We start from the raw sequence: 23921 nt of genomic DNA, 5'->3' as shown, positions 1-23921 counted from the left end.
CCCGTCCGCCGCACGCATCAGCGCGTCACCTCGGCCGGTCGAGTCGCTGGATGAGCAGGTCGGCGAGCCGGTCGCGACCGGTCGGGGCCGCCGCCTGGGTCAGGTAGATCGCGTTCAGCAACTGGTCGGTGGCCAGGAGTTCGCTGCGTGAGCGCTCCAGGAAGAGCGTGATGAGGTCCTCGCTGGACCGGGCGGCCTCCTCGCCCAGGTGCGCCTTGACGAACGCGGCCAGCCGCTTGTGATCGGGGCGCCCCAGCTCCAGGTGAATACAGCGGCGCATCAGCGGGGCGGGGAAGTCCCGCTCCCCGTTGCTGGTGAGCACCACGAACGGGAAGGCCCGGCACTGCACCCGGCCGCCCTTGATCCGCACCTTGTTGCCGTCGTGGTCGAGCACGTCCGCCTCGCCGTCGGGCAGCCGGTCCGCGATCCGTTCCAGCTCGGGGATGGCGAACTCGCCCTCCTCCAGCACGTTGAGCAGGTCGTTCGGCAGGTCGATGTCGCTCTTGTCGAGCTCGTCGATGAGCAGCACCCGCGGCCGGTCCGAGGGCAGCAGCGCGGTGCCCAGTGGGCCCAGACGGATGTAACTGCCCACGCTCTGGGCCGAGTCGGCGCCGGTCCCGCCGCCGGCGGAGGCGTGCGAGGCGATCTGCACATCCTGCAGCCGGGCGATGGCGTCGTAGTGGTAGAGGCCGTCCAGGAGTGTGGTGCGGCTGACGACCGGCCAGCGCAGCACCTTGCCGAACTCCAGCTCCCGCGCGACGGAGTGGGCCAGCGTGCTCTTCCCCGCGCCCGGGTCGCCGGTGACCAGCAGCGGACGCCGCAAGTACAGGGCGGCGTTGATCATTTCGAGTTCCTCGGCCCCGGGCCGGTGCTCATCGGCGATGCGTCCGGGAATGCCGAGGCGGCGGTCGGCCGACTCGGCCCCGTCCGCTCCGCCGGACGCACCGGCGAAATCGCGCCAGGGCGGAGGCGGCGGCAACTGCGCCACCTCGTCGTGCGGTTCGCCGATGCCTCGGTAGATGAGCCACTCGCTGGGTTCACTCATAGCGTGTTCCTCGTTGTCACTCGCCTGCTGGCGGCGGCCGTCGAACCAGCCTTACCGTATCGATCCGGAGTAACCCCCGTAAGGGGCAGACCTGTTGACCTCCGGGTGCGAGGCGGGAATCTTCGCGTCACGGCGCCTCCAGGAACGCGTCGGAATCCGGCAGTGCACGGTTCGGGTCCTCGCAGAGCAGGGCGACCCCGTCGGACCAGAACATGTCCGCACGTCCCGCCCCCACTCCTCTTCTCAGCTCATGGATCTTCCACGGCAGCCGGTCCCGGGCCCCGGCGTCCGACACGGCCTCGGCCACCCGACGGTGGAACTCCCTGCAGACCGTGTCGGCCTCCGCGGCCCTTCGCTGCAGCAGCACGGCCCCGAAGCCGGCGTCGATCAGCCGCACCACCCCGGCGGTCGTGTCGGAGTCCGGCCGGCTGCCGTAGCGGCAGAGGACCGGAACGGTGTCGTGCGCCAGGGTTCGCAGCCGCGTCACATCCGGTACACGTACCCTCAGATCGTCCTCGCAGTCGACCGCTTCGGCATGGATCCCCGGCACCGGCCCGGTGTCCCAGCGCGCCCGTCGCTCCTCGGCCGGCCCCTGGTACGAACTGCGCAGCACCACCGGACGTACGGCCCCGAGCGGCAGCCCGGCCGACGGAAGCACCCAGTCGTCGACCGGAAGCCCGAAGAGCGCGGGCGCCACGACGACCTGGAGCATCGCCGGACTGCCCGGCTCGTCGCACCGCCGGAAGGCCTCGGCGAGCGCGGCGGCGAGCCGGTCGGGAACGGTGCCGAGCGGGGCGCCGCGGCTGTCCTCGTCGATGGGCTCCGCCCCCGAGGCCTGCCGGTCGACGGCGACCCGCCAGTCGTACTGGTCTCGGGCCCAGCCCTGAAGGTCGACGTTCAGCACGACTCCGTCGCGGTCCCCGTACAGGACGGGTTCGCTCACGGACGGGCGCACGGCCTGCTGACGGTTCTGTTCCAGGCGCAGCCGGATGGACGCCCACTCCATGTCGAGCTGCCCGCGCAGATCCCGGGACAGTTCGACGTCGGCGATGCGCTTCACCCACCCCCACAGCGCCTTGGCGTTCGTGACGGAGAGCTGTCCGCAGGGCCGGTCCGTCGCGAGGACGCCCATGCAGTAGCGCACGATCAGTTCGAAGCGGGCCTGCCGGTCGCGGGCGCGGGTCTCGTACAGCACCCCCAGACCGTCCCGCCAGCCGCGCGGGGCCGGCCGGTGGTCACGGGAGTGGACGCCGGGCAGACGGTCGAGGAGGGTGAGCAGACTGCGGGTGCTGGCCGGTGGCGGGAGTTCGGCGAGCCGGCCGAGCAGATCCGCGCGCAGTCGGGGGCCGAGGACGCCGGCGGAAGGTCCCGGCAGCTCGCCCTGCACGTCGGTCCAGGTCCGCTCGGTGGCGACCGCGACGTTGTGCCGGTCCGCGTGGTAGCGGTCGTGGGCGTGGAACACGGACTGGTACGTGTCGTCGGTCTCGGTCTCGATGGGTGTGGACGGCACCTCCAGGGTGCGCAGCCGCTCGATCCCTACGGCCGTGCCGCCCTGCTGCCTGTCCAGCCGCGACTTGACCACCCCGACCACCTCGCCCCGGGCGAAGTCGATCACGGGCCCGCCGGACATGCCCGGCTCCAGCCAGCCCTCGTCGAGGAGGACGACCTGCTCCACGTCGTCGGCGGCACCGTAGGAACCGTTCACCCGGTAGGTGCCGTTGCGCAGCTTCAGGCCGCCGCCGGGCGAGTTGACCCATCCCACGCAGCGGATGTCCCTGCCGTGGAGCAGGGCCCCGGAGCGCTCGGCGACGTACACGCAGGCGTGGTCGACGGGCCGGCGGAGCTGGATGAGCGCCAGGTCGGGGGCGGGCCAGGCGGCGGTCCCCGGCGGCCGGGTGCCGGGCATCGCGACGACGACCTTGCCGGGGACCTCGGCGAGCTCGCCGCTGTACCGGTCCCCCTTGAACACCACGTTCACCATGCCCCCCTCCCCCCGCATGGCCACGTGGGCGCACGTCAGGATCCAGCTCGGAGCGATGAAGAACCCGCTCCCCAGGAACTCCCCTCCCGGGTCCTGGCCGCCCGGTCCGTCAGGGGCATACCCGGACGCCGGTCGATGGATGCGTACGGTCGCGTCCTCCACGAGGCCCAGAAGAGCAGCGTCCGACTGTCCCTGGCCGCCCTCTGCGCCCCCGTCGGGGTCCGAGGTCATGCCCCGCCGCCGTCGGTGTCGCCCGCGCCGTCGGGGTGTGCCGGTGCGCCGGGGGCTGCCCCGGCGTGCGGCGACGGGGGCACGGGCGCCGGTGGCGCCGGGGGCGCGAACGGAGCGGGCGGCATCGCGGGGGCCGGTGCCTGAGCGGGTACGGGCACGGGTGCCGGTGGGGGCGGATCGACCGGTGGCCCGCCGCCGTTCCAGGTGAGCGTGACCTTGATCGCGCCCTTGGCCTCGCCGTCCGCGAGCAGTCCGACGACCTTGCCGGACTTGGCGGTGAGTTCGATCCCGAACTCGACGCTGACCTCGTCCGGCCGCACCGCACGCAGCGGCACGGCGAGCGAGCGCGCGACGCTGGTCACCACGGAGTGCAGGCTCTCGACCCGGGCCTGCACCTGGTCGCCGAGGTTCCCGAATCCGGTGTCCTTGAACGTCAGCCCACCGGGCTCCGGACGGTCCAGCTCCTCGGCTCCGGAGATCCGCGCCCAGACCGGTGTGCCGTCCGGCATCTCGATGCGTGCAATACGGGTCCCGCTGTCGTCCATGAAGCCCCCCGTTCCCCAACTACCCGCAGGTTAACGGCCGTAGGCGGCCGATGCGAGGTACATGGACCATGACGCGGGCGCGTACCGGCCCGGTTCTCGGCCGGACCGCACGGCCTCGGCCGGACCGTCGTCCGCTCGGGACGGGGCCGCCACCAGGGCCGACGGCCTCACCCGTGGGAGGGGAGCGGGGCGGGTCGGTAAACTTTGCGCCATGTACTTCACCGACCGCGGTATCGAGGAGCTGGAGAAGCGGCGAGGCGAGGAAGAGGTCACTTTCGAGTGGCTCGCCGAGCAGCTGCGTACGTTCGTCGATCTCAATCCCGACTTCGAGGTGCCGGTCGAGCGCCTCGCCACCTGGCTGGCCCGGCTGGACGACGAGGACGACGACGAGGACTGACCGGCCCAGGACGTTCAGCGCCGGCCGGGTTCCTCGTCCCTGATCCGGTCGTACGCGAGGCCGAGCGCCCCGTGCGCCATCAGCAAAGCCCCCGCGAAGGCCCATCCGCCCCGGCGCCGGCCCGCTCCCCAGAGGGCCATCGGGAGTCCCGCCGCCAGCTGGGCGCCGGCCAGGGCGCGGGCCCGGGGACCACGCATCCAGGGCCCCAGGCGACTGCTCTCGACGGCTTCGAGTTCGACCCTGACCGCGTCCCTCCAGCCGGTCCACACGATCTTCTCGGTCTCCGGCCCAAGACCGGCCCCCACGGCCAGCCGGCCGGAGGGCTCACCGGGGTCCAGGCCCGCCGGGAGTTCCAGACCGATGCGGGTGAGCACGGCGAGCAGTCCCCGGATCCGGGCCCGGGCGTCCGTCTCCGGATCGGGGCGGGTCAGGGCTTCGAGGGCCTGGACGTCCAGCACGGGATCGAGGCCGAGCCGTTCGGCGAACGTGCGCATCGCCTCGTCCTCACCGGCGGGGGTCCCGTCGGCGAGCCAGACGTAGCCGACCGGTCGGCGGAATCCCGCGGCGAGCGTGTATCCGGCCCGGTCGCCGTCCCACCACAGCGCCAGGACCGGCCAGGTGGAGCCGACCGCGAGTGCGGTGGCCCAGCCCCCGAGCACCCGGTCGACGGGCTCGGTGGTCTCCCCCTCCGCCGGCTGCCCGGCGTTCCCGCCCCGCCAGGGCGTTCCCTCCGGCACGAGGACGCTCCAGCCCTCCCCGGAGGGCGCGAGCAGCATCCGCTCGCGCAGCAGATGGGCGACCGGCCGCACGATGTCCGGTTCGGCCCGGCACAGCAGCAGTGCCCCCACGGGTGATGTCGCGTCCATGCCCCACACCGTAGGACAGATTGCCCGGTTTTGATGCATTTCGTACCGTCAACCACCCCGCCCGCCCCCTCGACATCGGCCTTGACTTCCCTCATCCGCGATATATCGTGTTCTGCAAGAGACGCGATATGTTGCGTCATCCGCGCTCCCCAGGAGGTCAGATCCATGCCTGTGTCGACGTGGGCCATCGCCGAGCCTCGCAAGCTCACCTTCGACGAACCCGTGACCGCACTGAGCGTGCGCATCGTCAACGGGACGGTCAACGTCGTCGGGACCGACGAGCCGACCGCCAGGCTGGAGGTCTCCGACATCGAGGGACCACCGCTGATCGTCACGCAGCAGGACGGCGTCCTGACCGTCTCGTACGAGGACCTGACCTGGCAGAGCATGCTCAAGTGGCTCGACCGCAAGGGCTGGCACCGCCGCGCGGTGGTCTCCCTCGCGGTCCCGGCCGGGTCGGCGGTGGAGGTCGGCGTGGTCGGCGCGGGCGCGTTCGTCTCCGGAGTCCGCGGTCGCACCGACGTGCGCGGCGTCACCGGCGACACCACGCTCGTCGGGCTCGCCGGGCCGGTCGGCGCGGAGACCGTGTCCGGCAACGTGGAGGCCCAGGCGGTCACCGGCGATCTGCGCTTCCACTCGGTCTCCGGCGACCTGACGGTCGTCGAGGGCGCCGGAGCCTCCGTGAAGGCGGAGTCCGTCAGCGGCAGCATGGTGCTCGACCTCGACGCGACCGGGAGCCCCACCGACGTCCGGCTGGCCACCGTCTCCGGCGAGCTGGCCATCCGGCTGCCGCACCCGGCCGACGCCAGGGTCGAGGCGAACACCGCGAGCGGCTCCGTGTCCAACGGCTTCGAGGACCTCCGGGTCAGCGGCCAGTGGGGTGCGAAGAAGATCACCGGCACCCTGGGCTCCGGAACGGGGACACTGAGGGCGACGACGATCTCGGGATCGATCGCCCTGCTGCGCCGCCCACCGGCCGAGGACGAACCGCACGACGCCGAGCCGACCGGAAAGGTGCTCTGACATGCCCCCCGTTTTCGCCCACGGCCGCCTGCGCCTCTACCTGCTGAAGCTGCTCGACGAGGCCCCCCGCCACGGCTACGAGGTGATCAGGCTCCTGGAGGAACGCTTCCAGGGTCTGTACGCCCCCTCCGCGGGCACCGTCTACCCGCGCCTGGCCAAGCTGGAGGCGGAGGGACTGGTCACGCACGCCACCGAGGGCGGCCGCAAGGTCTACTCGATCACCGACGCCGGGCGCGCCGAACTGGCGGGCCGCACCGGCGAGCTCGCCGATCTGGAGCTGGAGATCAGGGAGTCGGTCTCCGAACTGGCCGCCGAGATCCGCGACGACGTCCGGGGCGCGGCGGGCAAGCTGCGCAGCGAGATGCGCGCCGCGGCCGACGAGTCGCGGCACACGGGCTCCTCCCGGCCGGGCGGAAGGACCGCCAAGGAGCAGCCCTTCGGCGGCTTCGGCGACCTCGGGGACTTCGGCGACAAGGAGGCCTGGCGCACCGCCAAGGAGGAGCTGCGCAAGGCGAAGCAGGAGTGGAAGGAGCAGGCCCGCCGGGCGAAGGACGAGTCCCGCCGGGCCCGCGAGGAGGCCCAGCAGGCCCGCCGTCAGGCCAAGGAGGCCCAGGACAGGGCGCGTGAGCAGATGCAGAACGCCGCCCGCCAGGTCCAGGACCACTTCGCCCGGGGCGACTGGCCGGCAGGCGTACGGGAAGGACTGGCCGAGATCACCGGCCAGTTGGGCGGCTTCGCCCGCACCGGCAACTGGCCGCCCTACGTGAAGCCGGACGCCGCCGGACCGGACCCCGAGTGGGGCAAGGACACGGGCGGCACCGGTGACCCGGCGCGCGACCTGGACCGCCTGCTCGACCGCTTCCGCGACGACATCCGGGATGCGGCCAGGGACCGGGGGGTGACGGAGGAGCAGCTCGCGGAGGCCCGCCGTCATCTGTCGACGGCGGCGGCCCACATCGGGGCGCTGCTGCGGAAGGACACCGACGGCCCCGCGAAGTAGGAGCAGAGGGAAGTGGGGCGGCCCGGGGAACACTCCCCGGGCCGCCCGTCGTTCAGCCCGCCGCGCGGTCCCGGCCCGCTTCGCCGTCCCCGTACAGCGCACGGCTGACCGTCTCGTACGTGGCGCCGTGCTCGGTGAGCACATCGGCGACGACTCCGGGGGACGCGGTGAGGGCCAGCAGGAGGTGCTCCTCACCGATGAAGCGGTCACCGCGGCCGAGTGCGATCCGCAGTGACTTCTCCAGGATCTTCTTGGCCCCCTTGGTGAACGGGCGATGGCCCGTCCACCAGCGGCGGTCCGTGCGGTCACCTCGCAGCGCTCCCTCGCCGTGCGCCTCCTCGATGCGGGAGACGATCGCGGTGAGATCGATGCCGATGTCCGCGAGGGCGTCGGCATCGGCCCTGGTCATGCCGCCGCGTCTGCGCGCATCGGCGAGGGCGGCCTCCACCGAGGCCCTGCGGTCCGTGAGGCCCAGCGCCGTGACGGCGAACGACGCCCGACCGCCCTGCTGGTCCAGCAGGGAGAGCAGCAGATGCTCCTCGGTGACGGACCCGGCATCGGCCCGTTCGGCGTGGGACACGGCGCCGGTGACGGTGGCGCGGGCGCCCTTGGTGAATCGCTCGAACATCAATGCCTCCCGTACTTCTTGTGCACGGCCTGCCGGCTGACGCCCAGTTCGGCCGCGATCTCCTGCCACGACGAGCCCTGCGCCCGGGCGCTTCCGACTTGTACGGCTTCCAGTTGCTCCAGCAGCCGCCGCAACGCGGCGACCGACCGCAGCCCCACGCGGGGGTCACGGTCGCCGGCACGCTCGGCGAGATCCGTTGCTTCGGTCATGGTGTCAACTTACGTTGACACCATGACGCATGTCAACCCTGGTTGACAGTCAGCACGATCTTCCCGAACTGGTCACCCGAGGCGAGCCGCTCGAACCCCTCGCGGGCGCGCTCCAACGGCAGCACCTCGTCGATGACGGGCCGCACCCCCGTGGTCGCACAGAAGGCGAGAAGGTCCTCCAGCTCGTCCTTGGACCCCATGGTCGAGCCGACGACCTTCAGTTCCAGGAAGAAGATCCGGGTCAGTTCGGCGTGCGAGGGCCGGTCGCCGCTGGTGGCCCCGGAGATGACCAGCGTGCCGCCGGGGCGCAGGGACTTGACGGAGTGCGACCAGGTGGCGGCGCCGACCGTCTCGATGACGGCGTCGACCCGGTGGGGCAGCCGCGCGCCGGGCTCGTACGCCTCGATCGCGCCGAGTTCGACGGCCCGCTCGCGTTTGGCCTCGTCACGGCTGGTGGCGTAGATCCGCAGGCCGGCGGCCCGGCCGAGCACGATCGCGGCGGTCGCGACACCGCCACCGGCACCCTGGACGAGGACCGAGTCACCGGGCCGCACCCCGGCGTTGGTGAAGAGCATGCGGTACGCGGTCAGCCAGGCGGTGGGCAGACAGGCGGCCTGCTCGAAGGTGAGCTCCTTCGGCTTCGGCAGCACGTTCCAGCTGGGGACGGTCACCTGCTCGGCGAACGTGCCCTGGTAGCGCTCGGTGAGGATGGAGCGGGGCTCGTCGGGGCCGACCCCGTGTCCGGTCTGGCCGATGACGGAGTGCAGGACGACCTCGTTGCCGTCCTGGTCGGTGCCCGCGGCGTCGCAGCCGAGGATCATCGGCAGCTTGTCCTCGGTGATCCCGACACCGCGCAGGGACCAGAGGTCGTGGTGGTTGAGGGAGGCGGCCCGGACGTTGACGGTGGTCCACCCGGGACGCGCCTCGGGAGCCGGGCGTTCGCCCAGCTCAAGGCCGTTGAGGGGGTGGTCGCGGTCGAGGCGGGATGCGTAGGCGGCGAACATGGGCCCGACGATAGGCGGGGCCGTGGCCGGGCGTAACCGGCTGCGGGTGTGACACGCGCCGCGCGTCTCAGTGACCGGCCTCGGCCCGGTTCATTCGAGCGCCGGGGGCAAAATCCAGCCCCTCCGGCGATTGAGAAGCGGGGGTCCGGGGGCAGCGCCCCCGAAGAGGCACCGCGCCCGGACCCCCGCACTCACTCACCTCAACGCCGGGCGACACCCTCCGCCCGCGCGGCCGCGGCCACCGCGGCCGTCACCGCCGGGGCGACGCGCTCGTCGAACGGCGACGGGATCACGTAGTCGGCGGCCAGCTCGTCGCCCACCACGTCGGCCAGCGCGTTCGCCGCGGCGATCTTCATGCCCTCGGTGATCCGCGACGCCCGCACCTGGAGCGCACCCGCGAAGATGCCGGGGAACGCCAGCACGTTGTTGATCTGATTCGGGTAGTCCGACCGGCCTGTCGCCACGACCGCCGCGTACTTGTGCGCGATGTCGGGGTGCACCTCGGGATTCGGGTTCGCCATGGCGAAGACGAAGGCTCCGGGTGCCATCGAGGCGACGGCCGGCTCCGGGACCGTACCGCCGGAGACACCGATGAAGATGTCCGCACCGGCCAGCGCGTCCGCCAGGGATCCCGAGATCCCGGCCTTGTTGGTGAGCTCGGCAAGCTCCCGCTTGACGTCGGTCAGGTCATCGCGGTCCCGGCTGACGATGCCCTTGCGGTCGGCGACGGCCACGTCGCCGAGCCCCGCCTCCAGCAGGAACTTGGCGATCGCGACCCCGGCCGCACCCGCGCCCGAGATGACGCCGCGCAGCTCGCCCAGGCTGCGCCCGGACAGCTTCGCCGCGTTGCGCAGGGCGGCGAGCGTGACCACGGCCGTGCCGTGCTGGTCGTCGTGGAAGACGGGAATGTCGAGCCGCTCCTGGAGCTTGCGCTCGATCTCGAAGCAGCGCGGCGCCGAGATGTCCTCCAGGTTCACACCGCCGAAGGACGGGGCGAGCCGGACGACGGTCTCCACGATCTCGTCCGCGTCGGTGGTCGCGAGCGCGATCGGCACCGCGTCCACGCCGCCGAACTGCTTGAACAGGATCGCCTTGCCCTCCATCACGGGGAGGGAGGCCTCGGGGCCGATGTCGCCGAGACCGAGCACCGCGGTGCCGTCCGTCACGACGGCGACGACCTGCGACTTCCAGGTGTAGTCGTGGACGAGCTCCGGATTCTCGGCGATCGCGCTGCACACCTTCGCCACGCCGGGCGTGTACGCGAGGGACAGGTCGTCCTTGTCCCGGATCGGGACGGTGGCCTGCACGGCCATCTTCCCGCCCCGGTGGAGCGCGAAGGCCGGATCGAACGGCTCGTCGGTGGTGCTGTCCGTATTGCTGTCGCTGCGAGGATTGACGATCTCCGCTGCCATGGTGTTGACCCCTTAAGTCTTCATCGTTCGAGGGTGGCCACTCCTGGTTGAGGAGGGGTGGGTGGGCACCGCGTACGTTCCCCGCACTGGCGATTGGTCCGCCTCGGCAGGGAGGGATTCATACGCGCGGGCGCGCCGCACACGCGCCCTGAGCCCCGGATGAGGGGTGTAAACGTCCTTCTTACCGGACAGGCCGCACCGCGGACGAGTCGGTATCCCCACGGTGACGCGTCTCATAGTGGGACATACACACAAGTCGGCCAGGCGACACGAAATCCGCCCAGAGCAGGTCCAGGGCGATGGATCTTCCGGCAGGAAGAAGCGATTCCAGGGAAAGGTCCGGCCTTGATGTGCCGGCCCACTGGGTTCGGGGGTGTCCCGTTACCCGATTTTGACATGCGGTGCCCCCTGATTGGGCTAGTCCGAATGGCAAGATGCCGTAATCACACAAGGCGGCGACACTCGACGCCGTGTGCCATACCGCCTGGCGACACCCCCTTCACCTGCCGGAGGAACCCCACCATGACCGCACGTACCACCCGTCGCATGACCGCGAAGTCCCGGATTGCCGCGGTCGGCGCCATCGCGGTCGCCGGCACCATGCTGCTGACCGCCTGTGGCGACCAGACGAAGAACAACGCCGACGACTCGGCCTCCGCCAAGACCAGCGACGGCGCGTCCGCCGCGGCCTCCTCCCCCGCCGACCTCCTCCCCGCGGACATCAAGTCCAAGGGCGTCATCAAGGTCGGTTCGGACATCGCGTACCCGCCGGTCGAGTTCAAGGACGGTTCCGGCAAGACGGTCGGCATCGACCCGGACCTGGCCGCCGCGCTGGGCAAGGAGCTGGGCGTGGAGTTCCAGTTCGAGAACGGCACCTTCGACACCCTGGTCACCGGTCTGCGCGCCAAGCGCTACGACGTGGCGATGTCGGCCATGACGGACACCAAGGACCGTCAGGAGGGCATCGACCCCGAGACGAAGAAGAAGGTGGGCGAGGGCGTCGACTTCATCGACTACTTCACCGCCGGTGTCTCGATCTACACCAAGAAGGGCGACGACCAGGGGATCAAGACCTGGGCCGACCTCTGCGGCAAGAAGATCGCCGTCCAGCGCAACACCGTCTCCAACGACCTGGCCAAGGCCGAGTCCAAGAAGTGCACCGGCGGCAAGAAGATCGCCATCGAGTCGTACGACAACGACCTCCAGGCCCAGACCCGGCTGCGCTCCGGCGGCGCCGACGCCGGCTCCTCCGACTTCCCGGTCGCCGCGTACGCGGTGAAGACCTCGGGCGGCGGCAAGGACTTCCAGATCGTCGGCGAGCAGGTCGAGGCGGCCCCGTACGGCATCGCCGTCGCCAAGGGCAACGACCAGCTCACCAAGGCCATCCAGGCGGCCCTGGAGGCGATCATCAAGAACGGCGAGTACGAGAAGATCATCGCCAAGTGGGGCGTGGAGGCCGGCGCGGTCACCGAGGCCAAGCTGAACGGCGGATCCTGACCGGATCCGGCGCTGAAAGGCATCAGCCGTGACTGACATCGAGAAGACGGGCCCGGCCGACCGGTCGCCCGCACCCCCCACACCGCCGGCCGGTCCGGAGGCGATCAAGGCCATCCCGGTCCGGCACTACGGCCGGTACGTCTCGGCGGTCATCGCCATCGCCGCGCTCTTCGCCATCATCTACGCCTTCAGCCAGGGCAAGATCAACTGGGGCGCGGTCCCGGACTACTTCTTCGACGACCGGATCATCAAGGGCGTCGGCCAGACGCTGCTGCTGACCGTCCTGTCGATGGTGATCGGCGTGGTCGGCGGCATCCTGCTGGCCGTGATGCGCCTGTCGAAGAACCCGGTGACCTCGTCGATCGCGTGGTCGTACATCTGGTTCTTCCGCGGTACGCCGGTCCTGGTCCAGCTCTTCGTCTGGTTCAACCTCGGTCTGGTCTTCGAGTACATCAACCTCGGGCCGATCTACAAGGACTACTGGTCGAGCTTCATGACGCCGCTGCTGACGGCGCTGCTCGGCCTCGGCCTCAACGAGGCCGCGTACATGGCGGAGATCTGCCGTGCCGGTCTGCTCTCGGTCGACGAGGGCCAGACGGAGGCCTCGCACGCGCTCGGCATGAGCCACAGCAAGACGCTGCGCCGGGTCGTGATCCCCCAGGCGATGCGGGTGATCGTGCCTCCCACGGGCAACGAGGTCATCAACATGCTGAAGACCACGTCGCTGGTGGCCGCCGTCCAGTTCTACGAACTCTTCAAGTACGCCCAGGACATCGGGCAGGCGTCCGGGGCCCCGGTGGAGATGTACTTCCTCGCCGCTGCCTGGTATCTGGTCATGACCTCGGTGCTGAGCATCGGGCAGTACTACCTGGAGCGTTACTACGCCCGTGGCTCCAGCCGCAGTCTGCCGCCCACACCGATGCAGAAGATCCGGGCCAATCTGCTGTCGCTGGGCCGCCCGAAGGGAGGCATGGCATGACCGCCATGGTGAAGGCCGAGGGCGTCCACAAGTCCTTCGGCGCCGCGCACATCCTCAAGGGCATCGACCTGGAGGTCGCCCCGCGCGAGGTCTTCTGTCTGATCGGCCCGTCCGGTTCCGGCAAGTCGACCTTCCTGCGGTGCATCAACCACCTGGAGCAGATCAGTGCCGGCCGGCTGTCCGTCGACGGCGAGCTGGTGGGCTACCGCCAGAAGGGCGACAAGCTCTACGAGCTCAAGGACAGCGAAGTCGCCCTGAAGCGCCGTGACATCGGCATGGTCTTCCAGCGCTTCAACCTGTTCCCCCACATGACGGCGATCGAGAACGTCATGGAGGCCCCCGTCCAGGTCAAGGGCGAGTCCCGGGCGGTCGCCCGGGCCCGCGCCGAACGCCTCCTGGACCGCGTCGGTCTGTCCGACAAGGCGAAGAACTACCCCTCGCAGCTCTCCGGCGGACAGCAGCAGCGGGTGGCCATCGCCCGGGCGCTGGCCATGGAGCCGAAGCTGATGCTCTTCGACGAGCCCACCTCGGCGCTCGACCCGGAGCTGGTGGGCGACGTGCTCGACGTCATGCGCGGTCTCGCCGAGGACGGCATGACGATGATCGTCGTGACCCACGAGATGGGCTTCGCCCGTGAGGTCGGCGACGCACTGGTCTTCATGGACGACGGCGTGGTCGTCGAGTCGGGCCACCCGCGCGACGTCCTGACCAACCCGCAGCACGACCGGACGAAGTCGTTCCTGTCGAAGGTGCTGTAACTGCCGCGTACGCGCGTGAGGGCGGTACGGACCATGCCGGTCCGTACCGCCCTCTTGCGCACGTACGCGGACCGCCCTGCCGTCCGCAGGTGCGGCTACTTCGGCAGCACTTCCGGCCTGAGCATCAGGTCCCGCAGCTGCGCCCGCGTGAGCGGCGGGGTCTTGAGCAGCGGCCCCAGCGCGGTGTCGGCCTCGAAGCCGGTGCTGTCCCGTACGGCGAGCTGCCCGCCGTCCTTGAGCGTGATCCGGGCAGCCAGTTCCGGCCCCCATTGCGGGGTGCCGTCGCCGTAGTCCATCGCGTCGCTCCAGATGGTCAGCACCCGCCCGTCCGGCAGTTCCTCGCGGACACAGTCCGTACGCTGCGGCTCTCCGGGACCGGCCTGGCACGGATTCGTGTCCGCGGGCCGGCCCCCGAGCTTCTTCTCCAGCATCTTCGCGTTCATGACGTTGACCGTGAGGTAGCCGACGCCGCCGTCCCTGCGGACCGCGTAATGCCCGTCCAACGGCCCGGCCGAGTGCTCCTCGGCCTGCTCCACCGTCGCGTGCTTGATGATGACGGCGAGCGAGACCTGCTCGACGGCCCCCACGTCCGCGGGCAGCAGCTTGACGAGCTGCTGGGCCCGTCCGCTGTTGCCGACCAGTTCGGTGGGGGCGGCCACCGAGGCCTTCTGCGGGGACTGCCCCGAGAGCCCGGGCACGACGAACGCGCCCGCGGCCACCGCGCACACCGCCGCGGCCGACACCGCCACCCGTCGGCGGGTGCGCACCCAGGCCGCCCTCGCGTAGACCCCCTCCGTACTGATGACCGGCTGTCCCGCGTCCTCGGCGGCCCGCCCCAGCAGCTCATGCACGTCGTTCATACCAATTCCTCCGCCATCTCGGCGCGCAGCGCCGCCAACCCCCGAGCCGTGTGGCTCTTGACCGTGTTCTCCCGCATCCCGAGCACCTGGGCCGTGGCCTCGACGCTCAGGTCCTCCCAGAAGCGCAGCACCAGAACGGCCCGCTGCCTGGGCGTGAGCCGGGCGAGTGCCGCCCGTACCGCGAGGCCGGTGTCCGTGTCGGGCGCGTGGACCGCCCGTTCGGGCAGTTCGCCGTACGAGTGCTCGCGCCGCCAGAACCGGCGGCGGGACGCGATGAAGGTATTGACCAGCGTCTTGCGCGCGTACGCCTCGATGTTGTCGAGCCGCCCGTGCCGCCGTCCGCCGAGCACCACCTTGACCAGCGTCGCCTGGACCAGGTCCTCGGCCTCGTGCCGGTCGCCGCAGAGCAGATACGCGCTGCGAAACAGCGCGGTGCGTCTGCTCTCGACGAAGGCGTGCAGCGCGTCGTCGTCATCGCTCCGCATCGTCAGGGTCCCTCCCCCGGTCCGCGGGCGCGGACCGTCTCACCCTTCCAGTGCGGTGGGACGCAGGGCGGGTTGCAGTGGCCGGTCACAAAAAGTTGGCGGGGCGGTCCGGACCGTCGTCCGTACCGCCCCGCCCCGCATGGTGCCGCTACTTCACCGCGAGCACCAGACTGTCCGAGGGCGAGGACCAGACGGACCGCGCCTCGGCGAACCCCGCGGCGCGCAGGGTGTCCGCATGCCATGCCGCAGAGGGGGTGTCGCCGTCGGCGTGCTCGCCGTAGATCGCGAACCGCTCGGCGGTGGGCCCGGCGAGCACCGGGTCCTTCGCGGCCAGCGCCCACCACTGCGCCCAGTCCAGGACCCCGGCTGCCTTGGCCCGGTCCATACCGGCGTGCCGGTGGGCGCGTTCGGCGGCGTTGATCCGGGGAGTACCCGTCTCGATCATGCGGTCGGCGTTCATGAACACACCGCCGTCCCGGACGAGGCCGCCGATCTGCCCGTACAGCGCCGTGAGCGGCTCACTGTGCAGCCAGTGCAGGGCCGTGGCGGTGAGGACGGCGTCGTACGAGTCGTGGGGCAGCCGCTCCGTCCACCGCGGGTCCTTGAGGTCGGCGGTCACGAAGCTGACGCGCTCGTCGCCGGCGAAGGTGCCGCGGGCGATGGCGAGCAGCGCCGGGTCGAGGTCGACGCCGGTGCTGGTGGCGTTCGGGAACCGCCGCAGCAGCCTGTCCGTAATACTTCCCGTACCGCACGCGAGGTCGAGCACCCGCGGTTCCGGGCCGGTGAAGGCCTCGACCATGTCGAGCATGACCCGGAAGCGCTCCTCGCGGTCGGGCAGGTACCACTCCTGCTGCCGGTCCCAGCTTTCCTGCCAGGCCTGCCAGTCGGTGCCCGTAGCTGTCTCCGTCACCCGAAACCCTCCCATGTAATACCCTGGACCCCTAGAAGCCCATTACTTCATCACCGCATCGACCCTAGACCGACGCCGTAAGGACTGCAAGTGGAACTGGCCTATTACTCGGACTACGCCGTGCGTCTGGTCAACACCGAGGAGCCGGCTCGCAACAAGGACGCCCTCACCTCGGTCGACGCGGTGCGCGAGCTCTTCGGCGCCAACGGACAGGCCGCACGGCGGGCGACTGACGCGGACGTGACCCGCTTCCGGTCCGTACGGGCCCGGATGCGCGCGGTCTTCGAAGCGGCCGACGGCGGCGACGAGACGCTCGCGGTCGACCTGCTCAACTCGCTCCTGCTGGAGTTCCCCGTCAGCCCGCAGATCTCCGGGCACGACATCCGGGACGCGGACGGCAAGCCGGACTGGCACATGCACCTGACCGACCACCCGTCCAACGCCACGGCGGGCTACGCCGCGATCGCGGCGATGGGCCTCGCCTTCCACCTCACGTCGTACGGCGTGGACCGGCTCGGCCTGTGCGAGGCGGCACCGTGCCGCAACGCCTACCTCGACACCTCGACCAACCGCTCCCGCCGCTACTGCTCGGACCGCTGCGCGACGCGCGCCAACGTGGCCGCCTACCGGGCCCGGAAGCGCCTGGAGACGGAACGGGCCGCGGAGACCGGCCGCAACGCGGACACGGCCCAGCCCGCCACCCCGCGCACCGAGCGCTGATCCTTCGTCAGCGGCCGGTACCGGGCCCGGACCCTGGCCAGGACGAGCTCCTCGGGCACGGTCCCGTAGTCCGTGCTGTCCCCGCCCGCGAACCGGTTGTCCCCCAGTACCCACCAGCCCCCGGCCCGCCGCTCCACGGCCCTCTTCACGACCAGCAGGTCCTGCTGGAACGGATGCCGCAGAATCACCACGTCACCGGGGCGCACCTGCGCCCCGTACTGCACGAGCAGCCAGTCCCCGTGGTGGAGCGTGGGCACCATCGAGGGCCCCGTCACCTCCACCACCTGGAACGGCACTCTCGCCGCCAGCCCCCTTCGTGGCTGGTCATCGGTCAGTTCCGGCACCTCCGGCACCTCCCGCATCTCTCCGGCACCTCCCCGGTCCGTCCAGTACACCGTCCCTCACAGGGTTCCGTAAATTCGGCCACTGGTCTCATCCTCACCCTGGACTTTTGGCCTAAGCCCATGGGGGCACCCGCAAAAACACGCTTCTCACGGAGTAATGTCCCACCTGAGAAGACGATCACGAGGAAGGACAGCCCCATGCTTTCCCGCCTGTTTGCCCCCAAGGTGAAGGTCAGCGCCCACTGCGACCTCCCCTGCGGCGTGTACGACCCGGCCCAGGCCCGCATCGAGGCGGAGTCCGTCAAGGCCGTCCAGGAGAAGTACCAGGCCAACGAGGACCCGCACTTCCGGGCCCGCGCGGTGGTCATCAAGGAGCAGCGCGCCGAGCTCGCCAAGCACCACGTCTCGGTGCTGTGGAGCGACTACTTCAAGCCCCCGCACTTCGAGAAGTACCCGGAGCTGCACCAGCTGGTCAACGACGCCCTCAAGGCGCTGTCGGCCGCGAAGGGCTCCACGGACCCGGCCACGGGCCAGAAGGCGCTCGACCTGATCGCCGAGATCGACAAGATCTTCTGGGAGACCAAGAAGGCCTGATCTCCGGTTGGGCCGCCTGATCTGCGATATCGCAGGTCGCGTCCCTCGTACCTGACCGCACCCGGTCCGCGGGGCGCCGATGACGGCGTCCGTCGCGGACCGGGTGCGGTCTTTTTCTCCCGGCCGCAGATGGGCGTGGATCCGCAGGGTGATGACGGCGGAAGCGCGGCCGGCGACCAGCTGAACTCGCTTGACGCTCGCTCCGTCGGCGACGAGGGCGGGGGCGTGGAAGCGCCCCGGGTGGTGCGTCCTGCTCAGCGGACCGGCTTCAGTCCTGGCAACTGGTCGCGGAACCGTCGGCCGTGGACGATACGGCTACGCGGTAGCCGGCTCCGGAGCTGAACTCGGGCCCAGTCCTGCGCTCTTCCGCATCGAGGATCTCCTCGGTCAGGAAGTAGACGTCCACCATCGTCGCGTCGTCCGCCTTGCCGAGGGTGAAGCACAGGTTCCCGGGCTGATCCTCCTTCGCGGACTGCTGGGTGGCCCGAGACGGCTTCCAGCCTTCGCGCTCCGCTGCGGCCCGGTAGTACCGGGTCACGTCGGCCTTGTCGCCGGGAAAGACGTAGGTCCGCTCGGCATACAACGACGCTTCGCCGCTGTCCTCCCAGCAGCCGGCCTCGAGATCCTCGAAGCCTTGGGGCACGATCGTCCCCGGAGGCCGGGAGTCGAGAATGCCGTACGCCTTCAACGCGCCAACCCGGCTCTCGGTACCCTCACAGCCCGCGGCGGAAGCCGCATCCGCAAGAGTCTGGCACCCGGTGAGAACGCCGGTCACCCATGCGGCGGCCAGCAGGAGAGCGGGGCACCGGCCGGTTCCCTTACGAGGTGCCACGCCGACTCCTACAGGTGACGTACCAAGACAGCAACTTCGCTACCTGGCACCAAATTTGCGCGGTTTGTGACATTACCATCTCTTCCGCCAACCGCTGCGGGGGCACAACTCCCGTTGCCCTTGGGGGTTGTTCAAAGGATCGGGGCACGTCGGGTCCTGACCGCCGTCAGTTCGGCCGTGCTCGGCGGCGGAGTGATGGACATGTCGAAGCAGAAGCAGAGGTCCCGGAAGACCCCGCGTCCTCCCGACATCGGATCCGAGACGTCGGGCCGTCGGGCCACAGACGCGCCCCCTAGAGGAGCAGGGTCGAGGTGCCGTGCGTGAGGTGATCGAGGATCGCGCCCATCCATGGGCTGCGCACGGCCGGCAGCCGGACCAGAGTGTTCTGGAACGTTGCCCGATCAGGCCGGAAGAGCTGGTTGGGGAGCAGTGGGAGCGGGTCGTCGCGGAGGACGTCCTGGGGCATGCGGCCCGACACGGGGACCGGCAAGTACGGCTGTGGTGAGACCAGCCACAGCCACACTCCCAACGGCAGGGGCACCAGGTACGCCGACGCCGCCGGATCCTCGGGGCCCCAGGCCCGGCCCGTCTGCGGATGGAGCGGTACGAGGAGGATGTCCGCATCCGCGTCGGGGGAAGGATGTCCCGGTCCGGCCAGGACGGCACGCCGCTTCGGGGTGTCTGAGGGCAGAAGCGTGTCGAGCGCGCGCTGGAACACGTCCGCGGCCGCGCCGTCGGGCACCTTCACCGACTGCCCCCGGGAGGCCACCAGCAGGTGGGCGAGCGCATGGCCGGCTGCGGCCTCCCACCGCGGACTCCACGACCAGTAGTGGCTGGGCCCCAACGGTCCTCCCCACGTGGAGATCGGCTCGAACAAGGGCGTTTCCTCCCCCTGTTCCGCCAGCTCCGCCCAGGAGAGGGGCACAGGGCGGGGGCCGTCGACGGGGATGCGGTGCACGGTGTCCGCACTGAGCCGTACCGCCTGCCAGAGCGAGCAGTCGTCGACCCTGGTCGCCGCGGGCAGATCGCAGGCCTCGCAGGCCAGGTTGGGCCCGTCGGCTCCATCGAGGCCACAGCAGGCACCACCGAGTTGCTCAGGAATCAGCCGGGTTCCACGGATGTCACCGGGCGCGATGACACTCGCACCCGGCGTGCCGTCGGACAGAGCGCGGACCGGCGCACAGATCCCACGTGCCTCTGCCCCGTCCGGATCGATCTCGTCCCACATCCGCCACGGCCCGCCCCAGGGGTCCGGGTCCACAGCGAACGTTCCTGCCTGCATGAGCACCGGGAGCTGGGCACCGTTGCCGTACTTCTGGCGGGCGTGAACCGGCAGCGCGACCTGGGACAGCGGGGTGGTCAACCGGGCACCGCATCCCGCACACGTGAATACGAACAAGTCCCCTCCACCTTGGGAAACAGGCGCATCTTCGCAGCTCGACGTCAGCCGGCCAACCCGTTTACCCGTAGGGCGGGATGCGGGCGGTAGCCGCTGCGCTGGGTGGCGGAGTCCACCCGGAACCTCGCGGTGCCGCGGGTGAATCTCCGGAACGGATCAGCATGCGGAGGTCAATCGCTCCCGTGGACTCAGGCGCCCACGGTCCCGTCGACACCTTCCCGCAGAAAGTCCGCGTGCCCGTTGTGGCGGCCGTACTCCAGAAGCACGTGCACCATCACCATCCGCAGCGACACCTCTTCGCCCCACCGGGGCTGATACCCGGCCCGGTCCAAGGACTCGGCCTCCCGCTCGATGCGGCGCGAGTTCTCCACCTCGGCATCCCAGGCCATGAACGCCTCGTCCCTGGTCGACGCACTCGCGTCGTAGGCTGCCTGGAAGTCGATCTCTTCGGACCAGACCATGGGCGCGCCGTTGTCCTCGAACACTCGACGGAACCAAGCACGCTCCACCTCCGCCATGTGGCGCACCAGACCGAGCAGCGAAAGCGTGGACGGCGGCATCGACTGCTGCCGCAGCTCCTCGTCGGTGAGCCCCTCGCACTTCATGGCGAGGGTTGCGCGGTGGTAGTCGAGGAAAGCCCGCAGCGTGTCGCGTTCGCTGCCGATACTGGGCGGTCCTATGCGGTTGTCGCTGGTCATCGGTCGTGCTCCTCGTCCGTGTCTGCGTTGAGCCGTCGGCGTCCGCGTTGGGCGCCACCGGGCTCCTGGGTGGCAGGCCGCCGCCCGAGGGTGTGGTGTTTCCGGAGTCCGCACAGTAGAACTGGGGCCATGTCCAACCAGCAGCCGGGCCCTCACCCGGCCCGGGTGCCCGGTGCGTACAGCAGGTACGCGCCACCGCAGGCCCGGCCGGTCAGCGCCGCCTACCGGCGGTGGGCGGGTCTTCTCGTCTCGCTCGCCGTCATCATCGCTGCCCTCATGTTGGTGGCGTTCGTGATGAGCCTTGTCCTCCTGGCGGAGGCGGACGCGAACTCGGCGAAGGGTGCCCACGGTTACGGCGCCATCTTCCTCTGGTTCGGGATCGCCGCCGTGACCCCGGTCCTGGCCGCGGTCGCCGTCCCCGGTGTGGTCATGATGCGGCGTGTGCGGCAGCAGCGGCAGACGGGGACCACGCCCTCGTAAGGCGTCGGCTCAAGGCTCCGACCACCCCGTGCCGGGTCGCGGACGACCGGAGACGCGGGGCCCCCGTGGCCCCGCGTCTCCGGTCGGTGGTCGTCTGCGTACAGTGCGCGCTCCGCACCGTTGCTAGCGCGCCTCGCGCCGCGGCGCGAGGAAGGCTCCGGCCAGCAGGGCTCCCGCCAGGACGAGGGCGGAGTTGATCAGGATCGCGAGCGAGACCCCGGACAGGACGGTCTGCGGGTCGCCGTCGCCGAGGCCGGACATCCGGGCCGTGGCGATGGCGCTCATGATCGGGATGCCCATGGTGATGCCGACCTGCTGGGTCATCGTGGCGAGGCCCGTGGCCAGGCCCTGTTCGTCGTCGGGGAGGCCGGAGGTCGCGGTGACCATGAAGCCGACGATCATCAGCATGTTGCCGATGCCACCGATGAACGTGGCGGCCAGCAGGAGCCAGATCCAGGACCCGGAGGTGCCGAGTGCCACCAGGGTGAGCGTGGCCACGGCCTGGATGATGCCCCCGGCGACGATGGTCGTCCGGTTGCCGAAGCGGCCGACGGCCCGGCCGCCGAGCGTGCCGCCGATCACCGTGCCGATGCCCAGGACACCGAAGGCGAGACCCGTCGCCAGCGGCGAGTAGCCGAGGACTTCCTGGAGGTAGAGGGTCAGCAGGAAGACCAGCGAGGTCTCGGTGACGAACGCGATCAGACCTGTGGCGTTGCCCCAGATGACGCTGCGGCGCTTCAGGATGCGTACGGGGACGAGCGGTGCGGCGGACCTCTTCTCGACGAACCAGAAGGCGATGAGCAGCGCGGCGCCGGCGAGCAGGGCGGTCAGGGTGGTGGGCGCGGTCCAGCCGGCCGCGCCGGCCTGGGTCAGTCCGTAGACCAGGAGCAGCAGTCCACCGGTGACGGTCGCGGCGCCCGGGATGTCGAGCCGGGGGCGGGCCGCCGGGCGTGAGTCGGTGAGGACGGACGGGGCGAGCGCGACGACGAGGGCGGCGACGGGGACGTTGACGAAGAAGGCCCAGCGCCAGGAGAGCAGGTCGGTGAGGAGTCCGCCGAGGATCGCGCCCGCGGTGAAGCCCGCGGACATCAGGGCGCCGTTGAGGCCGAGGGCGCGTTCGCGCAGCGGGCCCTCCTTGAACGCGGTGGTCAGCAGGGCGAGTCCGGCCGGGGTGACGGCCGCCGTGGCGAGGCCCTGGAGGACCCGGGCCGTGAGCAGGACCTCGGGGGAGGTCGCCAGTCCGCCGAGCGCCGAGGAGGCGCCGAGGACGACCATGCCGCCCACGAAGAGACGCTTGCGGCCCACGAGGTCGGCGATGCGGCCGAACAGGAGGGTGAATCCGGCGGCGGCCAGGGCGAAGGAGGTGGCGATCCACTGAAGGTTCGGGAGCGAGAAGCCGAGTCCTTCGCCGACGACGGGCAGTGCGACGTTCAGGATCGAGAAGTCCACGGCGATCATGAACTGGGCGCCGAGGAGGAGGGTGAGGACGAGCTTTTGCCGCCCGGTCATGCGGGGAGTCGCCGGCGGGGCCACGGCGGGAGCGGTCGCGCCGCGTTGCTGGATCTGGCTGGGTGCGGACATGGTCGTCCTTCCTCGGACGGGAGTTTTAACGGGTCTGGAGTTCCGTTAAGATGGGATGACCGTAGCAGAGGAACGGCCATTAATGGAACTGGAGACCCGTTATGACTTCCGAGAGTGCGGAGAACGTGGAGCCCGGCACGGTCCGGCCCGGCGGGCGTACCGCCCGGGTCCGTGAATCCGTCCTGCGCGCGGCAGGTGACGCCCTGGCGGAGCACGGCTTCGACCGGCTCGATCTCGCCGATGTCGCACGCCGCGCCGAGGTCGGCAAGACGACCGTCTACCGGCGCTGGTCCACCACGACCGGTCTGATCGCCGACCTGCTCGACGACATGGCCGAGCAGTCCTCGCCGCGGACCCGCACCGGCTCACTGGCCGAGGACCTCAGGGCCAATGCCCGCCTCGTACTGTCGACGCTCACCGACCCACGCCAGGGCGCCCTGTTCCGGTCCGTGATCGCCGCGGCGACCTGCGACGCCCGCACGGCCCAGGCCCTGCACCGGTTCTACGCGGTCCGCATCAAGGAGTGGGCCGGGTGCGTCACCGAGGCCGTCGAGCGCGGCGAGCTTCCCGCCGGCACCGATCCCGACGAGGTGATCCGCGCCGTGTCGGCCCCCCTCTACTACCGCCTGCTGGCCAGCGGCGACCCGCTCGACGAGGCGGCCGCCGACCGCGCAGCCGATGCCGCGGCCGTGGCGGCGAAGGCCGGTGCGTACGTGAAGTGAGTGCGGTACGTACGTAAGCTGAGGTGCGTGCGGGACGTACATGAGTTGAGGTGCGTGCAGGACGGTACGTGACTGAGTGCGGTCACTTCGTCCGCAGGCGGGCCGCCCAGGGATGGCCCGCGCCCTCGGCCAGGGTGATCGTCTCCGTCAGCCAGGCGCGCCCGTCCTCGCCGAGAACGGGCAGTACGGCCTCGAAGTCCTGGTCGTCCTTGGGCCGTCGGGACCTGGCCTTGTAGAGGAGCTGGACCTCCGGCGCGAGGTAGGGCACGCCGTCGTCGGAGACCCTGCCGAGCCGCTCCAACGGGAGGCGGATCCGCGGGTCGCGGCGGAACACCCAGTCACCGTCCTCCGCCTCGTCGAGCATGAACTGCACCCGCCACGGTTCGCCCGTGCCCGGCCGGCACCAGATGTCGTGGACCTGCGGCGGGAGGATCTCGCCGGGGAGCCAGGGCCGCAGCGTGCCGGGCGGATCGGCGGCCCACCACTGCCCGTCCGGCAGGAGCCGCTGGACGGCGAGCTGATCGCGGCGCAGCAGCAGTACGTCGATGTCACCGTGGTCCCGGAAGGCGCGGCCCACGGCCAGTTCGACCGCGTACCCGCCCGCGATCCACCACGGCGTGCGCAGCGGGGCGAGCAGGTGTACGGCGTCGGCCAGGGACATCGGCTCCCAGGGGCCCCAGGGTGTTTCCGTGCGCATCGGGTCCCCTCGGATCGTCCTCCC

The 23921-nt window shown here is 70.7% G+C and carries 27 protein-coding genes; 10 read left to right on the top strand and 17 right to left on the bottom strand.

What is annotated here, in order from left to right:
• Nucleotides 1-25: 25 nt before the first annotated feature.
• From OG446_RS26070 to OG446_RS26060, 3 genes are all read right to left on the bottom strand, one after another.
• Nucleotides 26-1045 (bottom strand): AAA family ATPase, encoded by a 1020-nt coding sequence (locus OG446_RS26070; RefSeq protein WP_328896305.1) that lies wholly within the window; start codon nt 1043-1045, stop codon nt 26-28.
• Between the two features lie 127 nt (nt 1046-1172).
• Complete coding sequence (locus OG446_RS26065) at nt 1173-3257, bottom strand: VMAP-C domain-containing protein (protein WP_328896304.1); 2085 nt, start codon at nt 3255-3257, stop codon at nt 1173-1175.
• Nucleotides 3254-3802, bottom strand: coding sequence for a CU044_2847 family protein (locus tag OG446_RS26060; protein ID WP_328896303.1), 549 nt, complete (start codon nt 3800-3802; stop codon nt 3254-3256). Before OG446_RS26060 ends, OG446_RS26065 begins: the two co-directional genes overlap by 4 nt.
• A 211-nt stretch (nt 3803-4013) precedes the next feature.
• Here OG446_RS26060 and OG446_RS26055 point away from each other — a divergent pair, with 211 nt between their 5' ends.
• On the top strand, nt 4014-4199 hold the full coding sequence (locus OG446_RS26055) for a DUF6104 family protein (protein ID WP_046907272.1): 186 nt from the start codon (nt 4014-4016) through the stop codon (nt 4197-4199).
• A gap of 14 nt (nt 4200-4213) precedes the next feature.
• Here the strand turns inward: OG446_RS26055 and OG446_RS26050 are convergent, their stop codons facing one another.
• Nucleotides 4214-5065: a hypothetical protein gene (locus tag OG446_RS26050; protein ID WP_328896302.1), complete on the bottom strand. Its 852-nt coding sequence runs from the start codon at nt 5063-5065 to the stop codon at nt 4214-4216.
• A 165-nt stretch (nt 5066-5230) separates the two neighbouring features.
• Between OG446_RS26050 and OG446_RS26045 the strand changes: the two genes are divergently transcribed.
• Nucleotides 5231-6088 (top strand): DUF4097 family beta strand repeat-containing protein, encoded by an 858-nt coding sequence (locus tag OG446_RS26045; protein WP_328896301.1) that lies wholly within the window; start codon nt 5231-5233, stop codon nt 6086-6088.
• A gap of 1 nt (nt 6089) precedes the next feature.
• Nucleotides 6090-7088, top strand: a complete 999-nt coding sequence (locus OG446_RS26040) for a PadR family transcriptional regulator (RefSeq protein ID WP_328896300.1) — start codon at nt 6090-6092, stop codon at nt 7086-7088.
• A gap of 52 nt (nt 7089-7140) precedes the next feature.
• Here the strand turns inward: OG446_RS26040 and OG446_RS26035 are convergent, their stop codons facing one another.
• The 4 genes from OG446_RS26035 to OG446_RS26020 all read right to left on the bottom strand — a co-directional run bounded on the left by OG446_RS26035 (nt 7141) and on the right by OG446_RS26020 (nt 10341).
• Nucleotides 7141-7716, bottom strand: coding sequence for a Clp protease N-terminal domain-containing protein (locus tag OG446_RS26035; RefSeq protein ID WP_328896299.1), 576 nt, complete (start codon nt 7714-7716; stop codon nt 7141-7143).
• Nucleotides 7716-7925 (bottom strand): helix-turn-helix domain-containing protein, encoded by a 210-nt coding sequence (locus tag OG446_RS26030; protein WP_328896298.1) that lies wholly within the window; start codon nt 7923-7925, stop codon nt 7716-7718. The genes OG446_RS26035 and OG446_RS26030 overlap by 1 nt, the downstream gene beginning before the upstream one ends.
• A 32-nt stretch (nt 7926-7957) precedes the next feature.
• A complete protein-coding gene (locus OG446_RS26025) occupies nt 7958-8929 on the bottom strand; it encodes a zinc-binding dehydrogenase (protein ID WP_328896297.1) in 972 nt (323 codons plus the stop codon).
• Nucleotides 8930-9129: 200 nt separating this feature from the next.
• Nucleotides 9130-10341, bottom strand: a complete 1212-nt coding sequence (locus OG446_RS26020; RefSeq protein WP_328896296.1) for an NAD(P)-dependent malic enzyme — start codon at nt 10339-10341, stop codon at nt 9130-9132.
• Between the two features lie 522 nt (nt 10342-10863).
• Between OG446_RS26020 and OG446_RS26015 the strand changes: the two genes are divergently transcribed.
• Genes OG446_RS26015 through OG446_RS26005 form a run of 3 tightly spaced genes read left to right on the top strand, consistent with a single transcriptional unit; the run spans nt 10864 to nt 13575 of the window.
• The gene (locus OG446_RS26015; protein WP_328896295.1) at nt 10864-11838 is read left to right on the top strand and encodes an ABC transporter substrate-binding protein; all 975 of its coding nucleotides are present in this window, start codon (nt 10864-10866) and stop codon (nt 11836-11838) included.
• A 28-nt stretch (nt 11839-11866) separates the two neighbouring features.
• The gene (locus OG446_RS26010; RefSeq protein WP_328896294.1) at nt 11867-12817 is read left to right on the top strand and encodes an amino acid ABC transporter permease; all 951 of its coding nucleotides are present in this window, start codon (nt 11867-11869) and stop codon (nt 12815-12817) included.
• Nucleotides 12814-13575 carry an amino acid ABC transporter ATP-binding protein gene (locus OG446_RS26005; protein ID WP_306071637.1) on the top strand — a complete coding sequence of 254 codons (762 nt, stop codon included), beginning with the start codon at nt 12814-12816 and terminating at the stop codon, nt 13573-13575. Before OG446_RS26010 ends, OG446_RS26005 begins: the two co-directional genes overlap by 4 nt.
• A gap of 95 nt (nt 13576-13670) precedes the next feature.
• Here the strand turns inward: OG446_RS26005 and OG446_RS26000 are convergent, their stop codons facing one another.
• From OG446_RS26000 to OG446_RS25990, 3 genes are all read right to left on the bottom strand, one after another.
• Nucleotides 13671-14435 carry a hypothetical protein gene (locus tag OG446_RS26000; RefSeq protein WP_328896293.1) on the bottom strand — a complete coding sequence of 255 codons (765 nt, stop codon included), beginning with the start codon at nt 14433-14435 and terminating at the stop codon, nt 13671-13673.
• Complete coding sequence (locus tag OG446_RS25995; RefSeq protein WP_328896292.1) at nt 14432-14920, bottom strand: SigE family RNA polymerase sigma factor; 489 nt, start codon at nt 14918-14920, stop codon at nt 14432-14434. Before OG446_RS25995 ends, OG446_RS26000 begins: the two co-directional genes overlap by 4 nt.
• A 148-nt stretch (nt 14921-15068) precedes the next feature.
• Nucleotides 15069-15845: a class I SAM-dependent methyltransferase gene (locus OG446_RS25990; protein ID WP_328896291.1), complete on the bottom strand. Its 777-nt coding sequence runs from the start codon at nt 15843-15845 to the stop codon at nt 15069-15071.
• Between the two features lie 75 nt (nt 15846-15920).
• Here OG446_RS25990 and OG446_RS25985 point away from each other — a divergent pair, with 75 nt between their 5' ends.
• The gene (locus tag OG446_RS25985) at nt 15921-16550 is read left to right on the top strand and encodes a CGNR zinc finger domain-containing protein (protein ID WP_328896290.1); all 630 of its coding nucleotides are present in this window, start codon (nt 15921-15923) and stop codon (nt 16548-16550) included.
• Here the strand turns inward: OG446_RS25985 and sodX are convergent.
• A complete protein-coding gene (sodX, locus tag OG446_RS25980; RefSeq protein ID WP_328896289.1) occupies nt 16454-16912 on the bottom strand; it encodes a nickel-type superoxide dismutase maturation protease in 459 nt (152 codons plus the stop codon). The two genes, OG446_RS25985 and sodX, sit on opposite strands and share 97 nt — an antisense overlap.
• Before the next feature lie 180 nt (nt 16913-17092).
• Here sodX and sodN point away from each other — a divergent pair, with 180 nt between their 5' ends.
• Entirely contained in the window at nt 17093-17488 is a 396-nt protein-coding gene (gene sodN / locus OG446_RS25975; protein ID WP_219567071.1) for a superoxide dismutase, Ni, read from the top strand.
• A gap of 268 nt (nt 17489-17756) precedes the next feature.
• On the opposite strand, the gene OG446_RS25970 is transcribed toward sodN, so the two are convergent.
• The 3 genes from OG446_RS25970 to OG446_RS25960 form a co-directional block, all read right to left on the bottom strand.
• Nucleotides 17757-18131 carry a hypothetical protein gene (locus tag OG446_RS25970; RefSeq protein WP_328896288.1) on the bottom strand — a complete coding sequence of 125 codons (375 nt, stop codon included), beginning with the start codon at nt 18129-18131 and terminating at the stop codon, nt 17757-17759.
• A gap of 481 nt (nt 18132-18612) precedes the next feature.
• Complete coding sequence (locus OG446_RS25965) at nt 18613-19719, bottom strand: hypothetical protein (protein ID WP_328896287.1); 1107 nt, start codon at nt 19717-19719, stop codon at nt 18613-18615.
• A 188-nt stretch (nt 19720-19907) separates the two neighbouring features.
• Nucleotides 19908-20417 carry a DinB family protein gene (locus OG446_RS25960; RefSeq protein ID WP_328896286.1) on the bottom strand — a complete coding sequence of 170 codons (510 nt, stop codon included), beginning with the start codon at nt 20415-20417 and terminating at the stop codon, nt 19908-19910.
• 129 nt (nt 20418-20546) lie between these two features.
• On the opposite strand from OG446_RS25960, the gene OG446_RS25955 reads away from it, so the two are divergent.
• Nucleotides 20547-20897 carry a hypothetical protein gene (locus OG446_RS25955; RefSeq protein WP_328896285.1) on the top strand — a complete coding sequence of 117 codons (351 nt, stop codon included), beginning with the start codon at nt 20547-20549 and terminating at the stop codon, nt 20895-20897.
• A 123-nt stretch (nt 20898-21020) separates the two neighbouring features.
• On the opposite strand, the gene OG446_RS25950 is transcribed toward OG446_RS25955, so the two are convergent.
• Entirely contained in the window at nt 21021-22478 is a 1458-nt protein-coding gene (locus OG446_RS25950; RefSeq protein ID WP_328896284.1) for an MFS transporter, read from the bottom strand.
• 101 nt (nt 22479-22579) lie between these two features.
• Here OG446_RS25950 and OG446_RS25945 point away from each other — a divergent pair, with 101 nt between their 5' ends.
• Nucleotides 22580-23200: a TetR/AcrR family transcriptional regulator gene (locus OG446_RS25945; protein ID WP_328896283.1), complete on the top strand. Its 621-nt coding sequence runs from the start codon at nt 22580-22582 to the stop codon at nt 23198-23200.
• Nucleotides 23201-23282: 82 nt separating this feature from the next.
• Here OG446_RS25945 and OG446_RS25940 read toward each other — a convergent pair whose 3' ends face one another.
• Nucleotides 23283-23897: a nucleotidyltransferase domain-containing protein gene (locus OG446_RS25940; protein ID WP_328896282.1), complete on the bottom strand. Its 615-nt coding sequence runs from the start codon at nt 23895-23897 to the stop codon at nt 23283-23285.
• Nucleotides 23898-23921 lie beyond the last annotated feature (24 nt).

It is taken from the genome of Streptomyces sp. NBC_00236 (assembly GCF_036195045.1).
Classification (GTDB): Bacteria; Actinomycetota; Actinomycetes; order Streptomycetales; family Streptomycetaceae; genus Streptomyces.
Note: the sequence above shows the minus strand (reverse complement) of the source record. Positions and strands in the feature narration are given on the sequence as shown.